This window comes from Pseudomonas sp. BIC9C (assembly GCF_034541995.1).
In the GTDB taxonomy this organism is placed as follows: Bacteria; Pseudomonadota; Gammaproteobacteria; order Pseudomonadales; family Pseudomonadaceae; genus Aquipseudomonas; species Aquipseudomonas fluorescens_CC.
Window position 1 is genome coordinate 518,859 of record NZ_JAWDGM010000001.1, and the last position, 17,045, is coordinate 535,903.

General features: G+C 60.2%; 11 protein-coding genes, 4 tRNA genes and 1 pseudogene. 7 read left to right on the forward strand and 9 right to left on the reverse strand.

Annotation, left to right across the window (positions count from 1 at the left end; genetic code table 11):
* The first annotated feature begins 113 nt into the window (after window positions 1–113).
* Both RS887_RS02550 and RS887_RS02555 read left to right on the forward strand, forming a co-directional pair.
* The gene (locus RS887_RS02550; protein WP_322614272.1) at window positions 114–1,916 is read left to right on the forward strand and encodes a di-heme-cytochrome C peroxidase; all 1,803 of its coding nucleotides are present in this window, start codon (window positions 114–116) and stop codon (window positions 1,914–1,916) included.
* A gap of 28 nt (window positions 1,917–1,944) precedes the next feature.
* Entirely contained in the window at window positions 1,945–3,081 is a 1,137-nt protein-coding gene (locus tag RS887_RS02555; protein WP_322614273.1) for a catalase family protein, read from the forward strand.
* Between the two features lie 189 nt (window positions 3,082–3,270).
* On the opposite strand, the gene RS887_RS02560 is transcribed toward RS887_RS02555, so the two are convergent.
* From RS887_RS02560 to RS887_RS02575, 4 genes are all read right to left on the reverse strand, one after another.
* A tRNA-Asp gene (locus RS887_RS02560) sits at window positions 3,271–3,347 on the reverse strand.
* Between the two features lie 15 nt (window positions 3,348–3,362).
* Window positions 3,363–3,438: transfer RNA gene (locus RS887_RS02565), tRNA-Val, on the reverse strand.
* A gap of 199 nt (window positions 3,439–3,637) precedes the next feature.
* A tRNA-Asp gene (locus RS887_RS02570) sits at window positions 3,638–3,714 on the reverse strand.
* A gap of 19 nt (window positions 3,715–3,733) precedes the next feature.
* Window positions 3,734–3,809 (reverse strand) — tRNA-Val (locus RS887_RS02575).
* Window positions 3,810–3,968: 159 nt separating this feature from the next.
* On the opposite strand from RS887_RS02575, the gene rdgC reads away from it, so the two are divergent.
* On the forward strand, window positions 3,969–4,889 hold the full coding sequence (gene rdgC, locus RS887_RS02580; RefSeq protein ID WP_007969735.1) for a recombination-associated protein RdgC: 921 nt from the start codon (window positions 3,969–3,971) through the stop codon (window positions 4,887–4,889).
* Between the two features lie 47 nt (window positions 4,890–4,936).
* Here rdgC and RS887_RS02585 read toward each other — a convergent pair.
* Window positions 4,937–5,883: pseudogene (locus tag RS887_RS02585) on the reverse strand (IS110 family transposase).
* Between the two features lie 326 nt (window positions 5,884–6,209).
* Here RS887_RS02585 and RS887_RS02590 point away from each other — a divergent pair.
* Both RS887_RS02590 and sugE read left to right on the forward strand, forming a co-directional pair.
* Window positions 6,210–7,175 (forward strand): bile acid:sodium symporter family protein, encoded by a 966-nt coding sequence (locus RS887_RS02590; RefSeq protein WP_322614274.1) that lies wholly within the window; start codon window positions 6,210–6,212, stop codon window positions 7,173–7,175.
* Between the two features lie 118 nt (window positions 7,176–7,293).
* Window positions 7,294–7,608: a quaternary ammonium compound efflux SMR transporter SugE gene (sugE, locus tag RS887_RS02595; protein WP_085716911.1), complete on the forward strand. Its 315-nt coding sequence runs from the start codon at window positions 7,294–7,296 to the stop codon at window positions 7,606–7,608.
* Window positions 7,609–7,731: 123 nt separating this feature from the next.
* Here sugE and RS887_RS02600 read toward each other — a convergent pair whose 3' ends face one another.
* The 4 genes from RS887_RS02600 to RS887_RS02615 all read right to left on the reverse strand — a co-directional run bounded on the left by RS887_RS02600 (window position 7,732) and on the right by RS887_RS02615 (window position 12,521).
* Window positions 7,732–9,606 carry an MFS transporter gene (locus tag RS887_RS02600; RefSeq protein WP_322614275.1) on the reverse strand — a complete coding sequence of 625 codons (1,875 nt, stop codon included), beginning with the start codon at window positions 9,604–9,606 and terminating at the stop codon, window positions 7,732–7,734.
* Window positions 9,607–9,713: 107 nt separating this feature from the next.
* A complete protein-coding gene (locus RS887_RS02605) occupies window positions 9,714–10,865 on the reverse strand; it encodes a TDT family transporter (RefSeq protein WP_322614276.1) in 1,152 nt (383 codons plus the stop codon).
* A 105-nt stretch (window positions 10,866–10,970) separates the two neighbouring features.
* Window positions 10,971–11,282: a cupin domain-containing protein gene (locus tag RS887_RS02610; protein WP_322614277.1), complete on the reverse strand. Its 312-nt coding sequence runs from the start codon at window positions 11,280–11,282 to the stop codon at window positions 10,971–10,973.
* 48 nt (window positions 11,283–11,330) lie between these two features.
* On the reverse strand, window positions 11,331–12,521 hold the full coding sequence (locus tag RS887_RS02615; RefSeq protein WP_322614278.1) for an MFS transporter: 1,191 nt from the start codon (window positions 12,519–12,521) through the stop codon (window positions 11,331–11,333).
* Between the two features lie 147 nt (window positions 12,522–12,668).
* Between RS887_RS02615 and RS887_RS02620 the strand changes: the two genes are divergently transcribed.
* Window positions 12,669–13,205, forward strand: coding sequence for a TetR/AcrR family transcriptional regulator (locus RS887_RS02620; protein WP_322614279.1), 537 nt, complete (start codon window positions 12,669–12,671; stop codon window positions 13,203–13,205).
* Between the two features lie 220 nt (window positions 13,206–13,425).
* Window positions 13,426–16,896 carry a NahK/ErcS family hybrid sensor histidine kinase/response regulator gene (locus RS887_RS02625; protein ID WP_322614280.1) on the forward strand — a complete coding sequence of 1,157 codons (3,471 nt, stop codon included), beginning with the start codon at window positions 13,426–13,428 and terminating at the stop codon, window positions 16,894–16,896.
* Window positions 16,897–17,045 lie beyond the last annotated feature (149 nt).

The following is a 17,045-nucleotide window of genomic DNA, read 5'->3' on the forward strand; positions in this document are numbered from 1 at the left end:
TCTTGCTCCGACGCAGACTGATTCCAGAACCCGCAGCATCTGGCGTAATGGCCTCTTGCCGCACCCTGGGTACTCGGGCATAACGGCATGATAACTTGACAAGGATGTTTATCGTGCGCCTGTTCCTTCGCTTGCTGGTTCTCATCGCAGTACTGCTCGGGCTGGTCATGGCCGTGGTTCTTTACTACGTCGCCAACCCGAAATTGCCGGCCTGGTCGCCTGCACAACAGGTACATTACCTGGCGCAATGGAGCGCCGCCGACCGAGAAACCTATTACTTCACACCCCAGGGCACTCAGGTCAAAGGCTTGCGCTATGACTGGTTCACTGCCCTCGAACTGCCCTTCTCGCAGCAACGCTTCGCCGCCCCCGAGTACCTCGCACGCTTCGGTTTTCTGGTGGACCCCGGCCAGAATCCGACACTGAACAACCCGGGCAACCACCCGGCAGGCTTTACCCGGCACCAGAATGCGGGGAGCCCGGATGTGTTTCTGGATATCACCTGCGCGGCCTGCCACACCGGAGAACTGCGTTTCAAGGGGCAAGCCGTGCGTATCGACGGTGGCTCGGCGCAACATGTCTTGCCGTCCAGTGTTCCTACACTCAAAGGGGGCAGTTTCGGACAAGCACTGGTGGCCAGCCTGGCCTCGACCTACTACAACCCGTGGAAATTCGAACGTTTCGCACGCACTGTGCTGGGCCAGGACTACGACGCCCGTCACCAACAGTTACGCAAGGAATTCAAATCTTCACTGGATACCTTCCTCAAGGTGGCCTGGAACGACACCCACCGCGGGCTCTATCCGACCGAGGAAGGCCCGGGGCGCACAGACGCCTTCGGGCGCATTGCCAACGCCAGCTTTGGTGATGCGATTTCCCCCGAAAACTACCGCGTAGCCAATGCCCCGGTTGATTATCCGCAGTTGTGGGACATGTGGACGTTCGAATGGGTGCAGTGGAACGGCTCGGCGAAACAACCGATGGCCCGCAACATCGGCGAGGCGCTGGGCGTCGGCGCCACGCTGGATTTCTTCGACGACAATGGCCAGCCGTTGATGGGCGATGCCCGCTATCCCTCCAGTGTCCGCGTGCGCGACCTGCACCTGATCGAAAAAACCCTGCAACGACTCTCGCCTCCAGCCTGGCCGGAAGATCTGTTGGGCGCGGTCGATAAACCCCTGGCAGCAAAGGGGCGCACCTTGTTCGCGGAAAACTGCGCGGGTTGTCATGTACCGCGCACCACCCAGGGCGAGGGGCGTTACGTTCAGCACCTGAAAATGCTCCCGGTGGATTACATCGGCACAGACCCCGGTGCGGCCAACAACATCGCCGACCACCGCTTCGACCTGACAGCGCTGCAATGGAAGCAGGCGGAACTGGAAAAGCTTGATGTAGAGCCAAAACCCACCGAACCACTGGACCTGAGCAAGATGTCCGTGGCCAAGGGGCTGGCCTATGTCACGGCATTTGTCCTGGACCGCGCGTATCAAGACGCCCAAGTCACCCCTGCCGAGCGTCCGGAAATGGACGGTTTCGGCCTACCCATTGGCGTGCGCGAATTACGCTCGTACAAGGCCAGGCCATTGGCAGGTGTATGGGCGACAGCGCCGTTTCTGCACAACGGTTCGGTACCGAGCATTTATCAATTGCTGTCGCCTCAGGATGAGCGTGCTACCACGTTCTTCAAAGGCACCTTCGAATACGACCCGGGACACCTGGGTTACCGCACCGAAGCCTTTACCAATGGTTTTCTGTTCGACACGCGAATCACCGGCAACCACAACGGTGGTCATGAATTCCGTGCCGGCAAACTCGGCAATGGCGTGATCGGCCGCTGGTTGCAGCCGGAGGAACGCTGGGCGCTGCTGGAATACCTGAAAGTGCTGGGCGGCCCGCTGGAAGCGCAATTGCCATGACCACAGCCGCAGTCAAAAGGACTTAACTATGTTGACAACTCTCTGGCTGCGCCTGGGCGCCTTTCTCGGCAAGCTGCTGCTGTGGTTACTGGGCCTGGGCGTGTTGGGCTGGGCATTGGCCAGTGCCTGGTTTGCCTGGCAGCATCGCGGGCCGGTCCCGGCGCAGGAGCTGATTCCGGACGACGAAGCCGCGATGACCCAGGACATCATCCAGACCGCCGTGCGCATCGTCGATCAGCACCGTGAAAGCACCCGCTACCTGCGCGACGCCCATGCCAAGGCCCACGGTTGTGTGAAGGCCGAGGTTCAGGTGCTGCCGGAACTGCCAAGTGAACTACGCCAGGGCGTGTTCAGCGAGCCGGGCAAAACCTGGCAAGCGACGATGCGCCTGTCCAACGGCAATGCCTACCCGCAGTTCGACAGCATTCGCGACGCCCGGGGCATGGCGATCAAACTGCTCGATGTTCCGGGTAAACAACTGTTGAGCAATCAGCAGGAGAGAAGCGAACAGGATTTTGTGATGTTCAGCCATCCGAACTTCTTTGTAAGCAATGTCGCCGAATACCGTCAGAACGTCGCCGCCCAAGCCGATGGCAAAAAGATAATGGCTTTTTTCCCCGACTGGGATCCACGCGCCTGGCAGGTTCGCCACCTGTTTATTGCCCTGGCGACATTGTCCCCCGCCCCGTCGAGCCCAACCCGGACGACGTACTTTTCGGTTTCACCCTACAAATTCGGTGAAGCCAATGCGAAGTACCGGGTGATACCCGATCCGGACAACTGCCCGGCCTACAGCCTGCCGGAACAAAATCGCAAGCTGCCGAACTTTCTGCGCAGTGCGCTGAACCAACAACTGTCGACCGACCGGGTGCCCGCATGTTTCGCCCTGCAAATCCAGCGACAGGACGCCAACAAGTACATGCCGATTGAAGACACCAGTATTGAGTGGCGCGAAAGCGATGCACCCTTTGAGACGGTGGCGCGAATCAACGTGCCGGCACAGGATTTCGATACACCGGCGCTGAACCTGCAATGCGACAACCAGTCGTTCAATCCCTGGTTCGGCCTTGAGGCGCACCGCCCTATCGGCGGGATCAATCGCCTGCGCAAAGCCGTGTATGAAGCCGTCAGCGACTACCGGCACAGCCGTAACGCCGAACTGTAGGAGCGAGCCTGCTCGCGAAAAACCCATGGGCGCCGCTGGCTATCTGAATCTACGCATTATCGTTAACGACCATCGCGAGCTGGCTCGCTCCTGCAGGGAGCGAAAAAGCCAAACCCCAGACAGCAAAAAGCCCGCACTAGGCGGGCTTTCTGTGGTGATCTGGCGTTCAGTGTTCCAGATTACCGAATATGGCGCAGCGGACGGGACTCGAACCCGCGACGCCCGGCGTGACAGGCCGGTATTCTAACCGACTGAACTACCGCTGCGCGTAGCGTTGAAAGTGGTGGGTGATGACGGGATCGAACCGCCGACATTCTGCTTGTAAGGCAGACGCTCTCCCAGCTGAGCTAATCACCCTTTACCTTCGTTGCGGGGCACATTATGCCACAGGTTTTTATAAAGCGTTGATTTATTTGAAGTTTTTTTCAAAAAAATCGAAAAACCGGTGAAACGATGCAACCCACAGGAACAACAGTCAAACTTGAGGCAGAAAAAAACCCGCCTAAGCGGGCTTTTCCGTGGTGACCTGGCGTTCAGTGTTCCAGGTTACCGAATATGGCGCAGCGGACGGGACTCGAACCCGCGACCCCCGGCGTGACAGGCCGGTATTCTAACCGACTGAACTACCGCTGCGCTAAACACTTGAAACGAATGGTGGGTGATGACGGGATCGAACCGCCGACATTCTGCTTGTAAGGCAGACGCTCTCCCAGCTGAGCTAATCACCCTTCGCTTCGGTGTGGCGCGCATTCTACGGAGCGACCCAACCTCTGGCAAGCACTTTTTAAAATAATTTTCTCAGGCCTTCCAAAGGCTTAGAGAAAGGTTGGCCTATGGCACGGCGAAGACAATAATGCCCGCCTTTGTATAAAGGAGAGACTCACCCCATGTGGTTCAAAAACCTGCTTATCTATCGCCTGACCCAAGATCTGCCTGTTGATGCCGAGGCGTTGGAAACTGCACTGGCCACCAAACTGGCGCGCCCATGTGCAAGCCAGGAGTTGACCACCTACGGTTTCGTCGCGCCATTCGGCAAAGGCGAAGATGCGCCGCTGGTGCACGTCAGCGGTGACTTCCTGCTGGTGTCCGCGCGCAAGGAAGAACGTATTTTGCCGGGCAGCGTTGTGCGTGACGCCGTCAAGGAAAAGGTCGAAGAGATCGAAGCCGAGCAAATGCGCAAGGTCTATAAGAAGGAACGCGATCAGATCAAGGATGAAATCATCCAGGCCTTCCTGCCCCGCGCCTTTATCCGCCGCTCGTCGACCTTCGCTGCCATCGCGCCGAAACAGGGCTTGATCCTGGTCAACTCGGCCAGCCCGAAACGCGCCGAAGACCTGTTGTCCACCTTGCGCGAAGTGATCGGCACTCTGCCGGTGCGCCCGCTGACGGTGAAAATGTCCCCGACCGCGACCATGACCGAGTGGGTCACCACGCAGAAAGCCGCGGACGATTTCTTTGTACTGGACGAGTGCGAACTGCGCGACACCCACGAAGACGGCGGCATCGTGCGTTGCAAGCGCCAGGACCTGACCAGCGAAGAAATCCAGTTGCACCTGAGCACCGGCAAAGTGGTCACTCAACTGTCCCTGGCCTGGCAGGACAAACTGTCGTTCGTCCTCGACGACAAAATGGTGGTCAAGCGCCTGAAGTTCGAAGACCTGCTGCAAGACCAGGCGGAACAGGACGGCGGCGACGAAGCCCTGGGCCAACTGGACGCCAGCTTCACCCTGATGATGCTGACCTTCGGCGACTTCCTGCCGGCGCTGGTTGAAGCGTTGGGTGGCGAAGAGACTCCGCAGGGGATCTAACAGCTTGTGATCTGAAACTGTGGAGATTCTATGGTTGAGGGAAGCCCTCAACCGACTTTTGGCTGGTATTCGCTTTGCCCCTTGAGCAAGGCGAATACGACCCTGAGCAAGTTTGCGAGCCAGTATCACCAGTGCCTGAGTGGTGCTGAACCCTCGAGCTCTTTGTGCCGCGTAAAAATCTTTCCAGGCTGGTGTACGACTGGCCGACATGGCTGCGTTGTGCAGAAGTCGGCGAGCTTCCGGATCACCTCGTTTGGTCAAGCTTCGGCGACCGTCTTTTGTCCTGACTTCGCCACCCGCAAATCCATTCCCAGAAAGGCGATGAAGGCATCTGCGTTTCTGAAATCGCCTCGCTGGAATGCTGCGATCAAGCGGGCTCCGGTCAAAAATCCGATGCCTTCAACTTTCAGACAGCGCTTCAACTGACCGAGCAAACCGGCTTCTTTCAGATAATCCTTAATCGTCTTTTCGACCAGCGCCTCAAGCTGTTGCATGGATTTCACTTGCTCGGCGAAAGCGGTCTTCAACAGCGGTTCATTCGCCCAGCTTTGCACCAGGCCCACTCGTGCCTGAACCAGAGCCGCCCGGCGGCGAAAAAGGCTCAAGAGCTGACGGTACAGCGGTGATGGCGGGGTCCAGGGATGAAGATCGTCACCTTCGTTCTTCAGGTAGCGAGCGAGCAGCCTGGCATCCAGCGCGTCGGTTTTGGCGCGGACATTCACCCCTTTGCGTAATGGCTCAGCTCATAGCCACCCACCATGTAAATCACGCAGCCGGCCTCGTAGGCCAGATCGGCGAACTCCAGGTGATAGATATTGGTCGACTCAATGGCGATGGCCACTGTCCTCGGCAAGTCCTTCAGCCACTGCTTGATGGCTGCCTTGTTGTTGGGAATCGTTTCAAGCAGGTCAAGTTCGGCGTGATAAATCACCAGTTCATTCTTGGCGACATCCACGCCTGCGATCGGCTTTGAGACAGAAACCGGCATTGCCATTAAATTTCCTCCGGGATATGGTTTTGAGCACTTGAAGGGCTCACCCAGAGGCGCAGGCTTGTTCCTATCGTCGGTCTAGCCAGATGCATTCTTTATCGGCGCTTGGGTGAAAGGAGGAGGGGCGAAATCTCCCACGGATCTGTACTGCGTCAACAGTCAGAATCGGGCTTTGTCCCTCCTCCTCCCTTCAAGTCCTACCATACAAGCGGGCTTGCTCGCGAAAGCGGAGTATCAGTCAGTACATATGTCGACTGACACTCCGCTTTCGCGAGCAAGCCCGCTCCTACATTTGGTTTTGTGGTGCACTTAATAACAAGGATCAAGCCATGCGCGCACTGGCTGCATTGAGTCGCTTTGTCGGCAACACCTTCGCCTACTGGGTTCTGATTTTCGCTGCCGTGGCGTTTCTGCAGCCGGCATGGTTCCTCGGCCTCAAAGGCGCCATCGTGCCCTTGCTGGGGCTGGTGATGTTCGGCATGGGCCTGACCCTCAAACTCGACGACTTCGCCGAAGTCGCTCGCCATCCATGGCGCGTGGCCTTGGGCGTGGTTGCACATTTCGTGATCATGCCCGGCGTGGCATGGTTGCTTTGCCAGGCGTTCCACTTGCCGCCGGAAATCGCCGTCGGCGTGATTCTGGTGGGCTGCTGCCCAAGCGGCACCTCGTCGAACGTGATGACCTGGCTGGCCCGCGGCGATCTGGCGCTGTCGGTGGCCATCGCTGCCGTCACCACCCTCCTCGCCCCGCTGCTGACGCCAGCACTGATCTGGCTGCTGGCCTCGGCCTGGTTGCCGGTGTCGTTCATGGAGTTGTTCTGGTCGATCCTGCAAGTGGTGCTGTTGCCGATCGTGCTGGGCGTGGTTGCCCAACGGCTGCTCGGCGACAAGGTTCGACACGCCGTGGACGTGCTGCCGTTGGTGTCGGTGGTCAGCATCGTGATCATCGTTACCGCCGTGGTCGCCGCCAGCCAGGCGAAGATTGCCGAGTCCGGCCTGCTGATCATGGCCGTGGTCATGCTGCACAACAGCTTTGGCTACTTGCTGGGTTACTTCACCGGGCGCCTGTTCAAGCTGCCTCTGGCACAGCGCAAGTCCCTGGCCCTGGAAGTCGGCATGCAGAATTCCGGATTGGGCGCGGCCCTGGCCAGTGCGCACTTTTCGCCGCTGGCGGCGGTGCCCAGTGCATTGTTCAGCGTCTGGCACAATATTTCCGGGGCACTGCTGTCGACTTGTTTCCGTCGCATGAGCGAGAAACAGGACAGGGAAATCGCCGCCCAGCAAGCCACTGAATGATCCGCGATCTTGATCCCCGGGTTGATACTGGGCACTATATTGCGCATCGCGGGGACGACCCCGCAGCTCGATCGAGCCATTAATCTGGGGACGACCCCGTCAGACGATGGAGGTCTTCATGTCCTGGATCATTCTGTTTTTCGCCGGCCTGTTCGAAGTCGGCTGGGCCGTCGGCCTCAAGTACACCGACGGCTTCACCCGCCCGCTCCCCACTGTTTTGACCGTTACCGCCATGGCTGTCAGCCTTGGCCTGCTCGGCCTTGCCATGAAGGAATTACCGCTGGGTACGGCCTATGCGATCTGGACCGGTGTCGGTGCCGTAGGCACGGTGATCGCCGGGATCATTCTGTTTGGAGAATCCATGGCGCTGGTGAGGCTGGCCAGTGTGGCGCTGATCATTACAGGGCTCGTTGGCCTGAAGGTCAGCGCCTAAGCCACTATCGCCTTCGCGAGCAAGCCCGCTCCCACAGGGATTGTAGGTGTGCCTACTATGTGTGGCACAACACAAAACCTGTGGGAGCGGGCTTGCTCGCGAAGAGGCCGGTAGAATCACCGATTATCTTACGGCCCCGCGCAACTCCCCCACCAACGCCTGCAACCTGGCAGGCTCCGCCGCCTCAACCGCCACCGCCGGCCCTGCCACCAGGGTCACTCGCGACCACAGGCGATGAAACAGCCCCTTGCCCGGATCGCGGCTGAAAAAACTCCCCCACAACCCTTGCAAGGCCAGCGGAATCACCGGCACCGGCGTCTCTTCGAGAATTCGCGTCAAGCCGCCCTTGAACTCATTCATTTCGCCATCGGCGGTCAATTTACCCTCGGGGAAGATGCACACCAGCTCACCATCCTTCAGATACCGGGCAATGCGCGTGAAGGCCTTTTCGTAGATCTGGATGTCTTCCTGACGCCCCGCGATAGGAATCGTCCCCGCGGTGCGGAAGATGAAGTTCAGCACCGGCAGGTTGTAGATCCTGTAATACATCACAAAGCGAATCGGCCGACGCACCGCGCCGCCAATCAGCAAGGCATCGACGAATGACACGTGATTGCACACCAGCAACGCCGCGCCCTCATCGGGGATCAGATCCAGGTTGCGGTGCTCGACGCGGTACATGGAATGGCTGAGCAGCCAGATCATGAAACGCATGGTGAACTCGGGGACGATCTTGAAGATGTAGGCATTGACGCCGATGTTCAGCAACGAGACCACCAGGAACAGTTGCGGGATCGACAGCTTGGCCACACTCAGCAAGACGATCGAGACAATCGCCGACACCACCATGAACAACGCATTGAGAATGTTGTTGGCGGCAATCACCCGCGCCCGCTCGTTCTCGGCGGTACGCGACTGGATCAGCGCGTACAGCGGCACAATATAGAAACCACCGAAGACGCCCAGGCCGAGGATGTCGAGCAACACCAGCCAGGCGTGGCCGAAACCGAGGATTTCGATCCAGCCATGGCCGACGACATTGTCCGGGATCCCGCCGGAATGCCACCACAGCAGCAGACCGAAGACGGTCAAGCCAAACGATCCGAACGGCACCAGGCCAATCTCGACTTTGCGTCCGGAGAGCTTCTCGCAAAGCATCGAACCCAATGCGATGCCGACCGAGAACACCGTCAGAATCAGCGTCACCACGGTTTCGTCGCCGTGCATCCATTCCTTGGCATACGCCGGGATCTGCGTCAGATAAATCGCCCCGACAAACCAGAACCACGAGTTGCCGACAATCGAGCGCGACACCGCCGGAGTTTGCCCCAGGCCCAGTTTCAGCGTGGCCCAAGACTGGCTGAAGATGTTCCAGTTCAGGCGCATTTGCGGCGTGGCGGCCACCGCGCGGGGGATGCTGCGGCTGGCCAGGTAGCCGAGCACGGCAATGCCGATGATCGCCGTGGACACCACCGGCGCGTAATGCGCCGAAGACATCATGACCCCGGCGCCAATGGTGCCGGCGAGGATCGCCAGGAAGGTGCCCATTTCCACCAGGCCGTTGCCGCCTACCAGCTCATCCTCACGCAGGGCCTGCGGCAGGATCGAGTACTTCACCGGCCCGAACAGCGCCGAATGAGTGCCCATGGCGAACAGCACCACCAGCATCAACGACAGGTGATCGAACAGGAAGCCGACGGCGCCGACCGCCATGATGACGATTTCCCCAAGCTTGATCAGGCGGATCAACGCGTCCTTGGCGAACTTTTCCCCGAATTGCCCGGCCAGAGCCGAGAACAGGAAAAACGGCAGGATAAACAGCAGCGCACACAGGTTGACCCAGATAGAGCGGTCACCTTCGATGGCCAACTTGTACAAAATGGCCAGGATCAACGACTGCTTGAACACGTTGTCGTTGAACGCCCCGAGGGACTGGGTGATGAAGAACGGCAGGAAGCGCCGGGTGCGCAGCAAGGTGAACTGTGAGGGGTGACTCATCTTCCATGTGTCCCTGATTGTGGCTGAAGAGCAGGTAGCGAGTGGCCTGGATTCTTATTGGATTATCAAAAGTCGATCCAGGCCACACCTTACCTAATCTTTGCCGGTTATTTCTTCAATCCGGCAATACACGGCGAGACAAACAGCTCGCCACGCCAGGCGCCCAGCACCGTGCGCTTGCCGACGATCAGCCACATCACGACCAGCAACGCCACCAGCGCACAGCCAAACACGCTGAAAAACGTCAGGCTCAAGGTACTGGCCAGCTTCAATGTCGCCAGAGAATAGACGCCCAACGGGAAGGTGAAGCCCCACCAGCCGAGATTGAATGGAATGCCCACACGCAGGTAGCGCACAGTGATCAGCAGCGCCATCAGCATCCACCACAGGCCGAAGCCCCACAGGGTAATGCCGGCCACCAGACCCAAACCTGCAGCAATTTCACCAATGCCCGGCAAACCGTTGGCTGCAAAAATCAGCGGTGCATCGCCGCCCAGTACCAGCATGCCCAAGGCACCGGTGCCGATCGGGCCCAGGGCCAGCCAGCTCGAGGCGGCCATGTTTTCGTGGGGCAGTTTATGCAGGGCCATGCGCAACAACAGAATGGTCAGAATGCTGAAAGCCACCGGCAGGGAAAAAGCCCAGAGCACGTAGCTGGTCACCAGCACCACCAGTTGCGAATGAGCGTCGGCCAAATGCGGTGCCAACAGGCCACCGCTGGCGGCCGCCACTTCTGCCGCGACCACCGGCAACAACCAGACCGCTGTCATCTGGTCGATGCTGTGCTCCTGACGGGTGAACATCATGTAGGGAATCAGCACGCCGCAGGCCAGCGACATCGCCACATCCAGCCACCACAGCACCTCGGCTACGTGAATCACACCTTCACCCCAGCGCGGCAGGCCGAACACCAGGAAGCCGTTGATGATGGTCGCCAGGCCCATCGGGATGGTGCCGAAAAACATCGAAACCGTGGAGTGGCCGAAGATCCGTCGTGCTTCGTCGAAAAACAGCAGCCAACGCGCGGTGTACATCGCGGTAAACAGCAGAAACAGCGCGATATTGAACATCCACAGGGTTTCGGCGAAGGCGTGCAAGGCGGGAATGGCGACCGGCAATTGCACCAGCGCCAACGCCAGCACACCGGTGCCCATGGTGGCCGCGAACCAGTTGGGGGTGAACTGGCGGATCACCTCGCGGGGATGCTGCAGGTGACTGAAAGGTTTGATTCCGGGCTTGATGCTATTGGCGCAAGTCATGGCGAACTCCTGTCCTCTCGTGAGGTAGAGCCCATGTTAGATCCGAATCGAATATCTATATAACGGGTAATTTCTCTATATCTTATCTATTTTGTAGATATAGACTCAAACGCTCCCTTCCGATTCAATCACCAGAATCCGCGCCGGACCCAGTGGGTGGGCCACATGCTCAGTGCCGACCGAGGCATGGAAAATGTCCCCCACGTTCAGCACTGCCTCCCGTTCGACACCCTCCTCGCGATAGAGCATCCGCACTTGCCCGTCGAGCACCACGAACACTTCCTCTCCGTCATTGATGTGCCATTTGTACGGTTGATCAGTCCAGTGCAGCCGCGTGGTGATGTCGTTCATGTTGGCGATATCCAGCGCCGCCCAGGCACGCTCGCCAGTGAACGATTTGCTGCGGATGATCTTCATGGTCCGATCCTTCGAATGTACTGACAGGGCGCCAAGGCTAACCCAGATTCACGGGTTAGCCGTACAAGCACGGGCAGAACGCTGGCGTAACATAGACGCCAGCGCGCCAAGAGCCAGGATAATCAGCACCACGCCATAACCATCGGTGGTGGTGACCAGGCCGAAGGTTCGCGTCAGGTTTCCGGCCAGCAGCGATGGCAGACAGAACGCAAGGTAGCTGAGCACATAGAACGCCGACATCAGCCCGGCGCGCTCATGGGGCAAGGCCAGCGGCACCAGGCTGCGCAAAGCCCCGAGGAAACCGGCGCCGAAGCCACAACCGGCGACCAGCGTGCCAAGGAAAAACAGGGGCAAACTGGCACTGTGCACGCCCAGTAGAATCAGGACGACTCCCGTCGGCAACGAACAGGCGCCCAAATGCAGCGCCTTGGTAGCAGCCTGATTGCGCAGCATGTAAATCATCAGGGCCCCCGTCACCGTCAATGTGGCGACGGTCGCACCGCCAATCAGGTTCGAGGTCGAACCCGTCGCCGTGCGCACCAGCGAAGGTGCCAGCGACGCGTAAAAACCACCGAGCGCCCAGGTCGCCGTGTTAAGTGGCAACACCCGCCACAAGGTGGCGCGTGCCTGAACAGGTACATGCAAGGTCGGTCGCAACGACGCCCACACACCGGCCTGGCGCGAGACGCTTTCCGGCAATCGCCAGACATACACAGCCTGCAGCGCAAACAGCGCCATCAGCAGCCAGAAGGTCAAATGCAATGGCGCCGGCGCAAACTCGGCCAACACACCGCAACCCAATGCGCCTACCGCCATGCCGAGCAGCGGCGCGACGCTGTTGACCAGCGGCCCCTGCTGGCGGTCAGTGTCGAGTAGCGTTGCACTCAGAACCGCAGTGGCCATGCCAGTCGCGAAGCCCTGCAGCACCCGGGCACTGATCAGCCAGGCGACGCTGTCCGCGTGAATGAACAGCAGCATCGCCAGAATGTTCAGAATCACTGCAGTAAAAATCACCGGCTTGCGCCCCAGGTAATCCGACAGCGAGCCGACCGTCAGCAACGCCGCCAACAGGCTGAGGGCGTACACGCCAAAAATCAGGGTCAGCGTCGCGGCAGAAAACTGCATCTGCTCCTGATACAGGTGATACAGCGGCGTTGGCGCTGTGGAGGCCGCCAGGAAACTGAGCAAGGTAACGGCCAGAAACCACAGGCTGGCACGATTTGAACGAGAACCGGGCATGGACACACTCCGCAAAAGCTAATTTTTTGCTTTTGCGGAGTGTGCTACCGGATCCCTCTTAAAGCAAATTCTTTGTGTTAAGGTCCGAAGCATGGCTTTCAGGACCGGGTGCCAGCAACGGGACCCGCGCGATTCAGGAAACACAAGATGACAGCTCCCACCTTACGCCCCGGCGGCCGCAGCGCACGGGTACAAGAGTCGATTCATTCGGCCGTGCGCCAACTTCTGCAGGAGCAGGAACGCGCCAGCCTGACCGTCCCGCAGATTGCTGCGCGCGCGGGCGTCACGCCGTCAACCATCTATCGGCGCTGGGGCGATGTGTCGGTGCTGCTGGCCGACGTCGCCCTCGCCCGCATGCAGCCCGACAACGAACCGGCCAATACCGGCAGCCTTCACGGTGATGTGCGGGCCTGGGCGGAACAGTACCTCGACGAGATGAGCTCCGAACCCGGCCGCAACATGCTGTGCGACGTGCAGGCGGCGCTGAAGCCGAGTTATTGCGCGACGATCATTGGCGGGCAACTGCAGACGATTCTGGATCGCTATCCGGATGCGCCCAAGCCCAGTGTCGATCGGCTGATCAATCTGATTGCCGCGCCGACGGTGTTTCGCATCCTGTTTTCTGAGGCGCCATTGGAGCTTGAAGAACTGCATCGCTTGATCGCGATTGCGCTGGATCAGTAAAAAACCCTTCGCGAGCAGGCTCGCTCCCACAGGGTTCTTGTGTACGACACAGACTCATTGTGGGAGCGAGCCTGCTCGCGATGAGGCCAGTCCAGACACTGCAAATCCCCCTGCGACACCCCGCCACGCCACGACCTTGGTCGACACTGACTAACGCTGGCGGTCGTGCGAGACTGTCTGTCCGGGCGGGAAGTCCGGGTGTCTTTTGTCTGGAGTCCCCATGTCGCTGTCCACCGGGCTGATCGCCGCCGTTGCCCTGGCCTATATGGCCATCATGTTCGCCATCGCCTTCTATGGCGACCGTCGCAGCGCGCCCTTGCCGCCGCGTGTGCGCGCCTGGGTGTACAGCCTGTCGCTGGCGGTCTATTGCACCAGCTGGACGTTCTTCGGCGCCGTGGGCCAGGCCGCCGAACAGCTCTGGTCGTTCCTGCCGATTTACCTCGGGCCGATCCTCTTGCTGATCGGAGCGCCGTGGGTCCTGCAAAAAATGGTGATGATCAGCAAACAGGAGAACATCACCTCGATCGCCGACTTCATCGCTGCGCGCTATGGCAAATCCCAGCCATTGGCGGTGGTGGTGGCGCTGATTTGCCTGGTCGGCGTGTTGCCCTACATCGCGCTGCAGCTCAAGGGCATTGTGCTCGGCGTGAACCTGCTGATCGGCGCCGGTGCCGACGCCATGGGCACCCGTGCCCAGGACACCGCGCTGATCGTGTCGCTGGTGCTGGCGCTGTTCACCATCGTCTTCGGTACCCGCAACCTCGACGCCACGGAGCACCACCGCGGCATGGTGCTTGCGATTGCCTTCGAGTCGCTGGTCAAGCTGTTCGCGTTTCTCGCCGTCGGCGCATTCGTGACCTACGGCCTGTACGACGGTTTCGACGACCTGTTCGACCAGGCCATGCTGGCGCCGCGGCTTGAACAGTACTGGAAGGAAACCATCAACTGGCCGTCGATGGTGGTGCAGACCGGTGTGGCGATGATGGCGATCATTTGCTTGCCACGGCAATTTCACGTGACCGTTGTCGAGAACATCGACCCCCAGGATCTGCGCCTTGCCAAGTGGGTGTTCCCGGCCTACCTCGCCCTCGCTGCATTGTTTGTCGTGCCGATCGCCCTGGCCGGCCAGATGATGCTGCCCAGTTCAGTGTTGCCAGACTCGTTCGTCATCAGCCTGCCCCTGGCCCAGGCGCATCCGGCGCTGGCCCTGCTGGCGTTTATCGGTGGCGCATCGGCGGCCACCGGCATGGTGATCGTGGCCAGCGTGGCGCTGTCGACCATGGTGTCCAACGACATGCTGTTGCCCTGGCTGCTGCGTCGCAACAACGCCGAGCGCCCGTTCGAAGTGTTCCGCCAGTGGATGTTGTCGGTGCGCCGGGTCAGCATCGTGGTCATTCTGCTGCTGGCCTACGTCAGTTACCGCCTGCTGGGCTCGACCGCCAGCCTGGCGACCATTGGCCAGATCGCCTTCGCTGCCGTGACCCAACTGGCCCCCGCCATGCTCGGTGCGCTGTACTGGAAACAGGCCAACCGCCGCGGCGTTTTCGCTGGCCTCGCCGCGGGCACGTTCCTGTGGTTCTACACCTTGATCCTGCCGATTGCCGCCCTCAGCCTCGGCCTGTCCCTGAGCACATTCCCGGGCCTGGCCTGGTTGCACAGCAATCCACTGAACCTGCCGATCACCCCGCTGACCCAGGGCGTGGTGCTGTCGCTGGCAGGCAACTTCACGCTGTTCGCCTGGGTCTCGGTGCTGTCCCGCACCCGGGTTTCCGAGCACTGGCAAGCGGGCCGCTTCATCGGCCAGGAAATCAGTGCCCGCCCCAGCGCACGTTCGATGCTGGCGGTGCAGATCGACGACCTGCTGCAACTGGCGGCGCGCTTTGTCGGTGAAGAGCGCGCCCGTCAAAGCTTCATCCGCTTTGCTTATCGCCAGGGCAAAGGCTTCAACCCGAACCAGAACGCCGACGGTGAATGGATCGCCCACACCGAACGCTTGTTGGCTGGTGTGCTCGGCGCCTCTTCGACCCGCGCGGTGGTAAAAGCCGCCATTGAAGGCCGGGAGATGCAGCTGGAGGACGTCGTGCGTATCGCCGACGAAGCCTCGGAGGTGCTGCAATTCAACCGCGCCCTGCTGCAAGGCGCCATCGAGAACATCACCCAGGGCATCAGCGTGGTCGACCAGTCACTGAAACTGGTGGCCTGGAACCGTCGATACCTGGAGCTGTTCAACTACCCGGACGGCTTGATCAGTGTCGGCCGGCCGATCGCTGACATCATTCGCCACAATGCCGAGCGCGGTCTGTGCGGCCCCGGCGAAGCCGAAGTTCACGTCGCGCGTCGACTGCACTGGATGCGCCAGGGCCGCGCGCACACTTCCGAACGATTGTTCCCCAATGGCCGGGTGATCGAGCTGATCGGCAACCCGATGCCGGGCGGTGGCTTCGTCATGAGCTTCACCGACATCACCGCGTTCCGCGAAGCCGAGCAGGCGCTGACCGAGGCCAACGAAGGCCTGGAGCAACGGGTGACCGAAAGGACCCACGAATTGTCGCAGCTCAACGTTGCCCTGACCGAAGCCAAGGGCAACGCCGAGGCGGCCAACCAGTCGAAGACCCGTTTCCTCGCGGCCGTCAGCCATGACTTGATGCAACCGCTGAACGCCGCGCGGCTGTTCTCCGCCGCCCTCTCCCATCAGGACGATGGTTTGTCCGGCGAAGCGCAGAAACTGGTCGAGCACCTGGACAGCTCGCTGCGCTCTGCCGAGGACTTGATCAGCGACCTGCTGGACATTTCCCGCCTGGAGAACGGCAAGGTCAACCCGAATCGCCAGCCATTCGCACTCAACGAACTGTTCGACACCCTCGGTACCGAATTCAAGGCACTGGCGCGAGAACAACAACTGGAATTCCGCGTTCGCGGCAGTGCGCTGCGGGTCGACAGCGACATCAAACTGCTGCGTCGGATCCTGCAGAACTTCCTGACCAACGCTTTCCGCTACGGCAAAGGGCCGGTGCTGCTGGGGGTTCGTCGGTACAAAGAACAGCTGTGCCTGGAAGTCTGGGACCGTGGACCAGGTATTCCGGAAGATAAACAGCAAGTGATTTTCGAAGAGTTCAAGCGCCTCGACAGCCACCAGACACGGGCCGAAAAAGGCCTCGGCCTGGGGCTGGCAATTGCCGACGGGCTATGTCGCGTGCTCGGTCAAACCCTGCGCGTTCGCTCCTGGCCGGGACGCGGCAGCGTGTTCAGCGTCAGCGTGCCGCTGGCCCGGGCGCAAACCGCAGCGCCGGTCAAAGTCGCCGAGCTCAATGGCAAATTGCTCAATGGCGCGCAGGTGCTGTGCATCGACAACGAGGACAGCATCCTGATCGGCATGAACAGCCTGCTCAGCCGCTGGGGTTGCCAGGTCTGGACTGCGCGCAATCGCGAAGAATGCGCAACACTGCTGGCCGAAGGCGTGCGCCCGCAATTGGCGCTGGTGGATTACCACCTCGATCATGGCGAGACCGGAACCGACTTGATGGCCTGGTTGCGCACCCAGATGGGCGTACCGGTTCCCGGGGTGGTGATCAGCGCCGATGGCCGGCCGGAGACGGTTGACCAGGTGCATGCCGCGGGGCTGGACTATCTGGCCAAACCGGTGAAACCAGCGGCGTTGCGCGCGTTGTTGAGCCGGTATTTGCCGCTGTAATGCGGATTAACTCAAAACCCTGTGGCGAGGGAGCTTGCTCCCGTCCGGCTGCGTAGCAATCGTCAATCAGGCAATGCGCTTAACCTGAAGAAACTCATTGATCGGTATTGGGGCTGCTGCGCAGCCCAGCGGGAGCAAGCTCCCTCGCC